This is a genomic window from Bacillus sp. BF2-3 (assembly GCF_008368795.1).
Classification (GTDB): domain Bacteria; phylum Bacillota; class Bacilli; order Bacillales; family Bacillaceae_G; genus Bacillus_A; species Bacillus_A cereus.
Map to the genome: position 1 here is coordinate 1 of NZ_QOSA01000056.1, position 12,939 is coordinate 12,939.

A 12,939-nucleotide genomic window follows, 5' to 3' on the forward strand; every position below is an offset into this window, starting at 1 on the left:
CGGTTGGCATAAGCCAACATGTTTGTTATCATTTACTTGTACAGATTGCTCTTCGAAAACTGAAGATATGAGGTTGGTTGCAGAAAAACGTTGCAACCGTAAAATCTTCAACGTTCTATCGCCCCATGCTTACCGAAGTTGCGAAAACCAAGCTAAAGTAGGGAGTGTGGTGCGTTAACGTACAAGATACTTATGTTCTCACCGTAGGGACTACGGGTAGAGCCTGCTAAGATAACCGGTGGATACACCGGTGTTCGCAGGAATCTCCCACTTCAAAAAGTCCGTAAGGACGTTAAGTGGTGAGTAGTTCAATAAACCGGAAAAACTTCAATTTTTGTTGGCTGTGAAAACCTACGTTCTAATTCTCTTTTAATCTTATTAACAGCAAAAACTTCTGAGGATGCATGAACTTTAGCTACCTTTTTTATAGCAGTATTACCCGTGACTAAAATATAACTTACCGAATACGATGAAATCATATATTCACCCTTTCAATGTAACATGTTGTTATAATATATGATCCTTATCTTAACTCTATGAAAGAAATGTAAATTAATATAAAGTTTCCTTTTTAATTCATAGCATATACTTAACTAAATATTAATGAAAAAAAGCCTCTTTTCTCGTTGAAAAGAGGCTTTTTACCGTATCATATTAAGTTATTTGGGTACTAGTAATAGTAAGTAATGTACTGGGATACAATTTATTTACTATGCAACTAAGTATAACATGTATATATCATAAAAGACTGTGTCAAATTTACGAATAAATATAGTATCAAAAATACTTATAGCTAACCAAGTACTGAAGGTGAACTATTTTCATACTTCTGCAGTTGACTAAAATTCAAATGAAACGTTAAATTGAGACTAATTATCCAATGTTCTTATCTCTTTGGGAGTATCTTTGTATTTTTTATTTTCTTTCAACAATCTATAAAACTCATTTTTTAATACATTTTTTTCGCGCTCTAGTTTCTTTTGATGCTTAGTCAATTCATTTATACGCTTTGCACTTTCTTGTATTTTTAAATACATGCTCATGATTAACCTCCCAATAAGTTATGCTTAAATATATGAAGTTTTTGTACAAAAAATACGGTGAAATTTTTCCACAAAGGAAGCTTTTCTCTGGTAGTCATTATAGCCTTGCTATCTGGAGTTTGTGTAGAGATATAAAAACTTCATAGGAAAATTATCTTTACTTCATATCAGCTTAGGTGCATGAGATAATTTATATGTATAATAACACTAAAAAGAAAGAGGTAAACAAGATATCACTTGAAACAAACATTTATTCTTTCTTTATTAGATGTACAACTGTGAATTGCTCATCATTCGGATTATAGTCGCATACAAGTAAAAAAACAAAAATTAAATTCAGCACCGTACTCAAATAAGTACGCAAGTGTAAATAAAGGAAATTAGACATTTATACTTGTATATAAATTAACCGGTTCCTTATATGTTAAGGAACCGGTTGTTGACTTATTAAAAAGTTATATTTTATTAATTACTTCTTGGGTCTTTAGATTCCACTTTACCTTCATTATATTCTTTAGCAGTACTAAATCCTGAATTCCCACTTTTAATAAATGAGGGTTGTCTTTGCTTCGGGCCAATCTCATCTTGAAATATATTTACTTCATCTTGGTTAGACTCACTTATATCTTCTTGAATAAATTCTCCCTATTCATCTTTTAATAAAATCTGTTTTGGATTTAAACGAAGAATGGATAATGCCGGAAGAATCGTTCCTAGCATAGCGATTCCTAATCCAATCCCCCCTACTTTTCCTAAATCTTCAGTTGAAATACTTACCTCGATATTATCAACCGGATCTACGTCTGCAGCAGGGTTACCACTTAATTTTGCTATAGGATCTTCCGGTTTATCTTCATTCTTTGCTATTTCACTAGATAACAGATTATCACCCACTTTTTGGGAAACTTTCTCTCCTGTTGCTAAAGATAAACCAAAAGCTAATACAGCAATACATAATACCTCAACTAGTAGTTGACCCATTAACTTCCACTTTTTCTCGCCTATAGATAACAAAATTCCCATTTCTTTTCTACGTTCCTTAATAGAGAGCATAATGATTAATCCTAAAATCGTTGCACCTGCAATAGACACCATAATTACAATCGTTTTCGAAAAAGATGCAATATTTTCGATTGGACCAATCATCTGTTTATAAACGTTATCTTGTGCATCTAATTCATAGTACGCTGGTAACCCCAATTTTTTTGCTTCTTCTTTAAATGCATCAATATCCTTAGGATCCTTTAATGAATAGATTGCATTTTCCAGTGAATTCATAACAGAATACGGTACATATATTTGATTAGCAGGCTCTAATAAAGCAAAAGATTGTCCCCCAAAAGATGGAGCCTCTTCTTTAGACTCATATATACCTATAATTTCTAGCTCTTTCGTGGTAAGTTCCTCATCCATTACTTCACCTATCTGCAATTTATCACCCACTTTTAAATTGTTTTTTTCAGCTAGTTTTTTTTCAATCATAGCAACGTTTTTTCCTACTGTTTTTGACGTAATGCCCTCTCCTTCAACAAGTTTTAATTTTTTGTCTAGAGCAGCTTCTAATAAAGAAAAGTCTCTAACACCCTGTAAAGTGTAATTTAAATTATTATTTGGACCAAATGATTGAGCTCCTCCAGATGGTTCGACATTATGAAGCTCTTTCAGCTCAGCAATAACACTTTTTAGATAATTATAGTGATCTAAATACTTAGAGTTCTTTAATTTATCAGCTTCTTTTTTTTCGATACTTGGTACCTTTCTTGCTTCATCAGCATTTTGATTACTGTTTTGTTCTTCCAAATACTTATTTATATCGATTCTTAAGTTGATATCAGCTCCTAATTGTTGCCTAGCCAAATCTGTTGCTTTACTGGATGCACTTTGAATCGTAAAACCAGCGAATACCAAATTAGTAACAACTAGAAAAATAGCAAGTAATATAAGTGACTTTCCCTTTCTTGATTGTAAACTCAAAAATGATCGTTTGATAAAATTCATGTTCTCTAACCTCCTTGATGCCATAGTATTGTATCAATCTGGAGTTTATATGTGGATTATCTAGAGATATGTGAAGTTTATATGAGTTTCTGGTGCAAAAACTTCAAGATAATTGCAATTTACCAAACCCACTTAATAACACTTAATTATAGGAGCGTCATCGCACATTATAACTTAAACTAACTTGCATAATAACTTACTTTAACTTAATATATTCTTATGGAGGTTACTTATGAATCAAGAAGAACGGTTGATACGAGTCCTTAATTATTTAGAAACAAATAAAACTATGAATATAAAAAAAATGTGTGAAATGTTTCATATCTCAAGAGATACTGCAAGAAGAGATATAGTAAAACTTTCAAAAAACAAAGCAATAGTTAGAACTTATGGCGGAGTGGCTTTAGCTACTTTTCATAAGAAAATTGATACTTATCAAGTACGGTCACAGACAGAATTAGAAACGAAAAAATCGATTGGAATGAAAGCTGCAAATATAATTGCAAACAATGACATGATTTATTTAGACGTTTCAACAACTGTCAACTTTGTAGCGCAACATTTACAAGCAAAGAACGTAACTATTGTGACGAACTCTATTGATACTGCTTATATGTTAGCTCAATCTGAAGATACGACTATTCACCTTTTGGGAGGAACTTTAAATAAGGTTTCTCGACATACTACGGGGACTTCGACCACTGAAAAACTCAAAGATTATCACTTTGACAAGGTGTTCATTGGAACCGCAGGTATTACAGAAGACGGGATATACTATGGTTTTGAAGAAGATATTTATTTCAAGCGTGAATTAATAAAACATGCTGATCGAGTTATTTTAGTGGCAGATCACACTAAATGGAATCAGCGACGAAATTATAAAGGTTTAACGCTTGAGTCTATAGACACATTCATTACAAGTCAAGTTATGTCTAATGATTTATATAACACTTTGAAAGAAAACGGTGTTGAAGTAGTAATTGCAAGTGAAGATTAAAAAATAGGGAGGCTTTATTTTGGTTACATCTCTTGTATTTGACGTAGACGGCACAATTTTAGACACAGAAAAAGCAATATTAAAATCCCTGCAAAAAGTTTTAAAAGAAGAACTAAAGGAAGATTATACGTTACAGGATTTACGATTTGCATTAGGAATTCCTGGAAAAGAGACCTTAAAAAAATTAGATGTACAAAATATAGACGTTGTCCATCCGAAATGGTGCAAATCTGTACTAGATTTTTCCCATGAAGTTTCGGTGTTTGAAGAATTAGAGGACGTTATTAAAGGTTTATCCCTTAGTAAATTAAAGCTAGGGATTGTTACATCAAAAACTAAGCAAGAATTAATAGACGAATTCGAGCCATTTGGTCTAAGCAATCATTTTGAACATATAATTTGTGCGTGTGATACGGATAAACACAAACCACACCCTGAACCATTATTAGCTTGTTTGAAACAATTAGATGTTCCTAATGATGAGTCAGTATACATAGGAGACTCAATATACGATATGAAATGTGCGAAAAGTGCTGGTGTTAAATTCGCACTCGCTTTATGGGGTTCAAAGACAAAAGAAGGTTTTGAAGAAGCTGATTATGTATTAAATACACCAAAAGATATTTTAAATTTAATTTAACCAAGCTCGAGTCTAATAAAGGAATTAAGTTACTCACTAAAAAGTCGATTTCTTAACGTACAGGAAATCGACTTTTTATTTATAGGATTAGCGAAAGAAATTCGGTTATTTTTGGTGCTATCTTTCAGTGAAGGCTTTATTGATATTCTAGTTTTTTTAGCATAAAAACACCTTAACTCTAGTTACGTTTATGCTTCTTATTAAAATTTCCGGCAAGTTTATGAGTTAATAATTAACTTACGACTAGTTTATAGGGGTCACCATACATACCCATCAACTTAAGTAAACAAATCCATCCCAAAACGATAAAATGAGCAGGTTGGTAAATGAGGGAAAAAGTTTAAGAATTAACTAATAATTGTTGAAGTTCATTGTACGTTGAAAAGGTGGAGTCTCTTTGAATACTTAGCCTTTGTTTATATAGAGCGTGAATGGTTTCAATACCTTTTATCGCACGTGAAGCATGACGAAGATTTTGAAACCCTGCAGATTTGGCAAAACATCTCGTTACATGCCTATAATCTTGTTCAATTAGATTGTTTAAATGCTTGATTGTACAATGGATTGTAGTTTGATAAGATCTCAATCCTGACATCTAACGAACTCTCATTTTAATAAAACGATGAAAATCTTCTTTCCTGTTTTTCTCTCTATTTTTTGGTTGCTTACATTAGAAATACTCAACTGTATAATGACTCATGTTAAACTTACAAATAGACATGCTAAAAACCTTTTATACTGATTATTCCTTTCTTTATGCTGTAATACTTAATAAAAAACCTAAGTAATAAGGTTGTTCCACATTTACAAAAAAAATAATTAAATATAAGATGAAATAGGCTACATAAGGGAGGGTTATATGTTACATACAAAAAGATGGAGATTTTTTGCGGTTCTTTCTATTGTAGGTTTGATTTTACTAATTTTATTAAAAATCAACTTCATTTCAATTACTATCGCAACTTCTTCAGCTGAAAGAGGAAAGATTTTTGATCAAAATGGTGTAATACTAGCTACAAATAAGAAAGTTAAGTCTCTATATTGCACTTCTAATGATGAAAGGCTATCGAAACAAGATACATCAAACACTCTAGCTTTTTTCAATCAATTTTCAAGCGAGTTTCAACATGATATTTCTACAGAGAACATAAAATCTCAATTACAACAATCTTGTAAAAAGCAGACTATGAATGATATACCATTATACTCTGATATAACTGAGAATGAACTTGCATTCATAAACAAAAACAAACCCAATAATGTAATAATTAAAGATGAATGGATTCGATATTATCCTAAACACGAAATTGGTTCACAGGTAATTGGGTATGTAGAAAATGACCTTAATTCAAAGCATATGGCTGTTGGAAAAAGCGGGATTGAACTGCAATATGAAAATGATTTAAAAGGAAAATCAGGTAAAACTCTTATTTTTAAATTGAATAATAAAAACTTCTTCTGGAACATTCAAAACGTACAAAAAGGAAAAGATGTCCGGCTAACCCTAGACTCTAAATTGCAGCAAAAAGCAGAAGAAGCATTAAGATCGCAAATTAAGAAAACACCTGATGCTAAAGCGGGTTATGTTGTAGTCACCGATGTAAAAACTGGTGCAATTTTAACCATGGCCAACTCGGCAGTATTTAATCCAAATACACATGTATCATCTAAAAATGAAAACTTTAAATCACTTTCGCAAAATAAGGCAATTCGAAAATTAAAGTATGGTGAATCTTATGTAAATATGGCTTCGACTATAAAGCCACTTACTATTTTGATTGGGTTAAACGAAAAGCTTTTTCAACCTGAAGATACTTATTTAGATAAAGGTACTTTTCAGTATGATAATCAAAATAACATTACGAATGCACCTGGAACACCAACAGGTGAAATTACACCGAGACAGGCTATCATTAATTCATCTAACACATTTATGACAGCAAAAGTAGCTCTGCCCTTATTTAACGAAAATAATGGAAATATAGAAAAAGTGGCACATATATGGACAGATTATTTAATGCAATTTGGCCTACGTTCTAAAACCGGGATTGATTTGCCCTTTGAAGAAGACGGACAATATGAATTGCATCCATCTAATAAATTTGAAAATGGGATTTCTGCTTTATTAAATGCTTCTTGGGGAGGAAATGAAGTGCATACTCCTCTTCAACTCGCTCAATATGCAGCAACTTTGGCAAGTAAAGGTGATAAATATAAACCTCAAATTGTAGGCGCTACTTTTGGTCAAGACGGTAAGGAAACAAAAAAGTTTAAACCAATTTTAGAAAGTTCAAACCGTTATCCTATGGAATTTTGGCGTGTCGTGCAAGGTGGAATGAGTCAAAATATAGAAGAGATTAAAAATTTACCTTTTCATGTCGCAGGTAAAACGGGTAGTACAGGTTCTCCCAATGAGCAAGAAAGAATGATAGATCATTCTCTTTTCATTTCATATGCTCCTACCGAAGATCCACAAATTGCTGTTTCTGTCGTTATTCCTGGTAGTAATTCAGAAAAAAACATCGCTGCTCTTGTTACAGCAGAAGTTTTAGAGTTCTGGCATACACTTCAATAAAAAAATAAAAACAAAGAGGAAGGTTCATTAAAATGAACCTTCCTCTTTTACCATATAGAATCTATATTTATTATTTTCCACATACCTTCATGATTCTTTTCGAAGACAAATGAATATTTAATATCCGTTAAAACATACTCTTTTTGTACATACCCAGTATTACCGTTAAATGTCGATATTTTTATATATCCATCATTCTGCACTTTTTCCGGGATCCAAGCTTTTACCATTTCATTAGATACTTCATATAAAACTTGGGATTCTCGTTTTGGTTCAGCTAAAATTTTCGTTTTGTTTCCAGTAACAGTTGCATATATAAAGTGTTCTTGCTTTGATTGATTACTTTCTGTCATTCCACTTGGCACTTTGTAAACTTTCTTCTTATCATTTACAAATTCTCCCCCCATTGCAAGGGCGACTTGCAACTCATGAAAAATATCTTCATCAAACTTCAATTCATCCTTCTTATAACTCTTCCCTTTAAATAGAACTTCATCATTTAATGTTCTATACAAATCATTTTCATTTTTTGAATTTGTGCTTTGATATAAATCATTCATAAATTGTTTTAATGATGGATCTTGAGCAGATTCATCTTTTGTTTTAGGCTTAATTTGAGTACTACTTTCTACCGGTGATTTATTATCATCAGGCCAAGGTTGTTGAACAATAAAAAATAACATTGTACAAACCAACATAACTACAACAGGCAATGCTTTTTTACGAAATGTTCTCTTATTTGTTACAGAATCCACTTCACTATTTTGATATACTGATTGCTTTATTTTATAAATAAATTCTTCTTCATCTTTCCGATGATCCATTGGGCCTTTTTTCAATTTACTATACCAGTCAGGATTTTCTTTACTGTTCATCACTACTACCCTCCCCTATTAGTTTTGAAACTTTACTTCTTGCTCGGCTTAATCTAGATTTGACTGTTCCAATTGATACTCCTAATGTTTCAGCCATTTCTTCATAAGATAATTCATATTTTGCGTCCAATATTAGTATTTCACGGTGTTTTTTAGGTAGTTTCAATACAACATCCCACACTTCATTTAGTTCCTCTTGCTTAAAAAACTCTTGTTCTGCCGAGGAATACTGCTTGTCATCACTAAAAAAACCCACTAAAGATATCCTTTTAAAATATGAGGATTTCAAATGGTTTATTGCCATATTTCTAGTAATTTTTAATATCCACGTTTTAATAGATGACTCCTGTCGAAACGAATGCCAATGTTTAAAAACCTTTATAAAGACATCTTGCGTGATGTCATCTGATAAGTGTGAATCTTTCGTAATAATAAATGAATAATTCCATACATCTTGCCAATAATCTTTAATAACATAGTCAAGCTCATCATAATTACATTTTTTAATAAACTTCTGTTCCATTTCCACACCTCAAACTTATTTGAATAAACATAAAACCGCCCTCACTTTTAATATGGTTTCAATATATAGACATGATACAAGTTGCATTTGTTCCCTTGTTTATTTTTTTATATTACCATTGTAATTAACGCCACTGGGCAGTATAAAGTACACACTATGAATAGATATAAAGACTAATTTAATTAAAAATAAGAAAATCATTGAAATAAGCTGACGCGTTATGATTTTCATTCGTTCTCTTCCCCACTCACTTTTTCGAGATAAATGGTTTATAATTGCATAGAAAGATAAGAAAAAAGACGCTATCATTTCTCATACCATGATTATGCGTTGGGTTCATCAGTATGGCCCTGAATTGGACAAACCAATTCGTTCATCATTGGAATTGGCTTAGCACTAGCAAAATCAATTATCGAAGCTCATCATGGATTAATTAAAGTAGAAAGCCAAAAACACTCATTCACAAAATTCACAATAACTTTTATGAAGTATTAATAGTTCACAAAATTCACAATAACTTTTATGAAGTATTAATAGTTCATAAAAGTTATTGTAAAATCCTAACCTTTGAGTATAATTTTTTAAAATTAATCATCTGTTGAAAAAAAGAAATTCGATTAATTTATCATAAATAACTGTAGAGAGATAAATTTTTCGTTTTGCGGGTAATTAAAAATCTTAGCTTGATGACGATGTTGTGGGACCCCTAATACTCTTTAATTCTTAAAAAACCTGTAAAACAAAAAAAGAACCAGGCTATTTTTGCCCAGTTCTTATTTTTTTAAATCTCTCAATTTGATTATCTTATTTTACATCTTCTTTAGGAGTTGCTGGTTCTGCATTTTTTGGAATTTCACTTTTATTAATTTCTTTATGTGTCATATTTCCGTCTTTATCTGCAACAACAACTTGTAATTTTTCATCCGTTTTTACATCTTCTGCACCTACTGCACCTCCCGCTAATAATCCTGTACTTAAAAGTGTCCCTGCTAATAATGTTTTAATCATTTTTCATTACCTCCTGTTTATTTGTAATATTCATCAAAAAAGTATCTAGAGTTAATGTTTTAGTCATTATCTTTATCTACTTGCTTTTTGATTACATTTAGCATAAGACAAAAATCTATAGTTGATATGGACTGCATCTGGAGATTATATAAAGAAAAATAAATAATCAGTTGCTTATCCCAATGGGTATTTGGACAAGAATGAAACTTTATATAAGCTTGATAATTGAGTTACCTTTTGTTTTTGAACGTGAGGTTTATTGCTGAGGTGAAGCGTATCGAGGAGCTAACCTTTTCTAATTTGAAAGTAAACTTTTAGCTAAAATTTTACTATTGAAGTTTTGAATCAGATACCGTACATGCCCATCAATTTAAGACGTAAAATAAAATAAATTTTCGTTCATATGAACGAAAATTTATTTTGTCTCTGTTCTTAAGTTTTTAGGAATGCCATCAGCCCTCTATGTCAGTGGATTCCATAATGCCAAAGCGAATATCCAATTTGGGTCACCATTTCCTTGATGATTTTGAATAGCTTCATACACTTTCCCTTGATACTCTACTTTATCACCCTTTGTATATGCCTTCTTTGGATCCCATTTTTCATAAGATACATTTTGATCTTTTGTTTTAATTGGAAGAATATCACTTTGAATCGATGTATTTCCAGCTACATCTACAGCCCTCACTGCATATTTATATTCTTTGTTAGCTGTTAAGTTTTGATCAGTAAACGTCGTTCCTTGTACCATTTGAATCAATTGTCCATCACGTAATACCTGATATTCTTTTACACCTACATTATCAGCAGAAGGATTCCATTTTAGCTCTACACTGTTAGAAGTAAGATTGCTTACATATAATCCTTGTGGCTGTGTGGGAGCTTCCGTATCTGGTTTCGGATTAACAATTTGATTTACTTTCTTCAAGCCATCCTTTGTAACTTCATAAATTTCTTTTTTATCAAAGCTTTCACGTTTATTATTCCCTAAATTTATTAATGTTGCCCTCTCTCTGCCTTCTAGATGTGTAAGTTCAATAAAATCACCGATCTTTACTGGAACTTTTTGTGTTTCAGCATTTTGCTGTTTATTCCCATAAATTTCTTTGTTATAGACTACTTTACCTGATGTGTTTTGCACTTTAATACTTGCATATGTACTATCAAAATAGTTATGTGGTACACCTGCTTTTAGATCAATTTGCATTTCTTCTGTTGATTTGTTTAGATTTACTTTCGCAAATTCAAAATCACCAATCCCTTTCAGTGACCATGCAAATTGATCTCCTTCTAAGATACCATCTGTATTTGGTACACGGTCTTTTATTTGAGTAATAAGATCCATCATCGGTCGCGGTTCATTCGAAAAAACAGAAATGATACTGTTATTTAATTCTTTCCAATCAGCATCTGTTACATTTGGATTTTGTAACATAAAAGAAACGTAATCTTTCCATACTAAAAAATTGATTGGTAAAATATTAGTGGACATTTTATAAATTGCAATTTTATTATCTGTTGAAGTCATCGCTTTCGCTAACCAGCGTAATCGCTCTGATTGATCTAGTTTTACTGGGTCACGTTCAGCATTTTCAAATAGTAGCATATACGGCACTTGATTTGTCGGGCTATTATCTGACCAAGGAATAACAGTTGCATCATGACGGCTCGACTGACTCCATCCAGATATATCATTTCCTAAATTCCAAGAAGATGGCTTGTTATTCCATATAAGTGCACAATGTCCAGGTTGACCAACAGGCATAGCTGCCACTCCAAATGCTTGGCTTACTTGAGTACCAAACTTCGAAATATTACCACATACCCCGCCAAATCTATAAATGGAAGAAAGATTCCAACCTAAACCGTAGAATGCATCATTTCCAGCTTGAATGCTAACTCCATCTTTGTTATGGGTTACATAATTAATCAAATATGCACTTTCCCCTACCTTATCTTGATTTTTAAGTTCTGGATGTTCCGTATTAATCATATTCCTTGCCCAAGTTAAATCTTCTTCTGGTGACCAAGTATTCACTACTAACCTTAAATGCCAAACATCATATGTTCTAAAGCAAGGAAGTAACTCATTATTTTGATCTGCTGATTTATAATGTTGGTACCTTGTTAATGGATTAATAGGTTGATTGTTTGTCCAATATTTTATAGGTTCAGCATGAGCTAACGATGTAGCTATCGCTAGTTTTAAATACAATCCTTCGTGAGAATTTGCATCCGCATTCCAGATTGTATTCCATATCTCAAGTGCATTTACAGGATTTTTTCCAGTTGGACTACCACCTTCAAGATAGGTATTCATCACATCTGTATTTTTCATAGCCCACCTAAGAAATTTCTGATGGTCAGCATCTTTTTTAGCAAATGTAGCCATTGTTTCAGCACCTGTTTGTGATATGAATTCCCACTGAGCCAAAGCTGCTGCAAATGCTGGGTCTGCAAGCTTCTTTTTCAAATTCTCTTCAGTCATACCTCCAACATTTCCATTCAAATATGCTGTGAGATTATTCAAATGAGCTTCAAAATTACCATTTGCAATAGCTTGATCTGTCTGTTGGTTCAATGTTTCTAGAGTGAATGCTTCTTGATTAAATGACATTGTTTCAGCTGAAACCTTTGTATGAGGAATTGTAGCAATACTTCCTAAAATAATAGGCATAGTTAGTAATAAAGATGAAATCTTTTTCAAAATAATTTCCCCCTTTTTTGTTTTTGATTTTTGACTGCTGCATGACTCTCCTTTATATAAAATAATTCCCATGCCATCAACTTAAAAATTCAAAATAAGCGGTTTCCATAACGATAAAGCAAATATCCAATTCGAGTCACCATTTCCTTGATGATTTTGAACAGCTTCATACACTTTCTGTTGCTGCGCTTGTTCTTCCGCAAGGATTTCTAATGAGGGCGTTATTCCAGTAGCAAACATAGATAATGCGGCAGTTACCATCACTAAATTTTGTGTTTTTCGTTTCTGTCCCCTTTTCATACTATCCCTCCGCTATATTTTCAGATACTTATATATTCATATTATCTATTTACACATATTTACACAATTTAACATAAATATACTCATTTATATAAGGAAATGGATATATTTTAATTCACTTAATAAGATGAATAACCAAATAAAGGTATGAGAAAAAAAGATTTTAATACATTTATTATAAATAAAAAGCATAAAACACAAAAAAATTTCAAAATATTAACACATTATATTCTGGTACAAATACCTCCAGACAGTTATAACTAATCACCTAAA

10 protein-coding genes and 2 pseudogenes are annotated in these 12,939 nt (G+C 32.0%); 4 read left to right on the plus strand and 8 right to left on the minus strand.

Going from position 1 to position 12,939, the window contains the following annotated elements:
* Positions 1–869: 869 nt before the first annotated feature.
* Together DN401_RS30015 and DN401_RS28590 are read right to left on the minus strand one after the other, a co-directional pair.
* Positions 870–1,043: a hypothetical protein gene (locus DN401_RS30015; RefSeq protein ID WP_154698409.1), complete on the minus strand. Its 174-nt coding sequence runs from the start codon at positions 1,041–1,043 to the stop codon at positions 870–872.
* Positions 1,044–1,688: 645 nt separating this feature from the next.
* Entirely contained in the window at positions 1,689–3,041 is a 1,353-nt protein-coding gene (locus DN401_RS28590; protein WP_149288077.1) for an ABC transporter permease, read from the minus strand.
* Positions 3,042–3,273: 232 nt separating this feature from the next.
* Here DN401_RS28590 and DN401_RS28595 point away from each other — a divergent pair, with 232 nt between their 5' ends.
* Together DN401_RS28595 and DN401_RS28600 are read left to right on the plus strand one after the other, a co-directional pair.
* The gene (locus DN401_RS28595; RefSeq protein ID WP_149288078.1) at positions 3,274–4,038 is read left to right on the plus strand and encodes a DeoR/GlpR family DNA-binding transcription regulator; all 765 of its coding nucleotides are present in this window, start codon (positions 3,274–3,276) and stop codon (positions 4,036–4,038) included.
* Positions 4,039–4,057: 19 nt separating this feature from the next.
* Complete coding sequence (locus DN401_RS28600; protein ID WP_149288079.1) at positions 4,058–4,678, plus strand: HAD family hydrolase; 621 nt, start codon at positions 4,058–4,060, stop codon at positions 4,676–4,678.
* A gap of 340 nt (positions 4,679–5,018) precedes the next feature.
* Here the strand turns inward: DN401_RS28600 and DN401_RS28605 are convergent.
* Positions 5,019–5,255, minus strand: a pseudogene (locus DN401_RS28605) (DDE-type integrase/transposase/recombinase); the annotation flags it as partial.
* A gap of 282 nt (positions 5,256–5,537) precedes the next feature.
* On the opposite strand from DN401_RS28605, the gene DN401_RS28610 reads away from it, so the two are divergent.
* On the plus strand, positions 5,538–7,253 hold the full coding sequence (locus tag DN401_RS28610) for a peptidoglycan D,D-transpeptidase FtsI family protein (RefSeq protein ID WP_149288080.1): 1,716 nt from the start codon (positions 5,538–5,540) through the stop codon (positions 7,251–7,253).
* A 47-nt stretch (positions 7,254–7,300) separates the two neighbouring features.
* Here the strand turns inward: DN401_RS28610 and DN401_RS28615 are convergent, their stop codons facing one another.
* Complete coding sequence (locus DN401_RS28615; protein ID WP_149288081.1) at positions 7,301–8,128, minus strand: SH3 domain-containing protein; 828 nt, start codon at positions 8,126–8,128, stop codon at positions 7,301–7,303.
* Complete coding sequence (locus DN401_RS28620; protein WP_149288082.1) at positions 8,118–8,651, minus strand: RNA polymerase sigma factor; 534 nt, start codon at positions 8,649–8,651, stop codon at positions 8,118–8,120. The genes DN401_RS28615 and DN401_RS28620 overlap by 11 nt, the downstream gene beginning before the upstream one ends.
* Before the next feature lie 307 nt (positions 8,652–8,958).
* Here DN401_RS28620 and DN401_RS30545 point away from each other — a divergent pair.
* Positions 8,959–9,036: pseudogene (locus DN401_RS30545) on the plus strand (IS6 family transposase); the annotation flags it as partial.
* Positions 9,037–9,455: 419 nt separating this feature from the next.
* Here the strand turns inward: DN401_RS30545 and DN401_RS28630 are convergent.
* The 3 genes from DN401_RS28630 to DN401_RS28640 all read right to left on the minus strand — a co-directional run bounded on the left by DN401_RS28630 (position 9,456) and on the right by DN401_RS28640 (position 12,666).
* Entirely contained in the window at positions 9,456–9,659 is a 204-nt protein-coding gene (locus DN401_RS28630; protein WP_149288083.1) for a hypothetical protein, read from the minus strand.
* Between the two features lie 460 nt (positions 9,660–10,119).
* The gene (locus DN401_RS28635; RefSeq protein WP_149288084.1) at positions 10,120–12,366 is read right to left on the minus strand and encodes a putative mucin/carbohydrate-binding domain-containing protein; all 2,247 of its coding nucleotides are present in this window, start codon (positions 12,364–12,366) and stop codon (positions 10,120–10,122) included.
* Between the two features lie 81 nt (positions 12,367–12,447).
* On the minus strand, positions 12,448–12,666 hold the full coding sequence (locus DN401_RS28640; protein ID WP_149288085.1) for a chitin-binding protein: 219 nt from the start codon (positions 12,664–12,666) through the stop codon (positions 12,448–12,450).
* Positions 12,667–12,939: the final 273 nt, after the last annotated feature.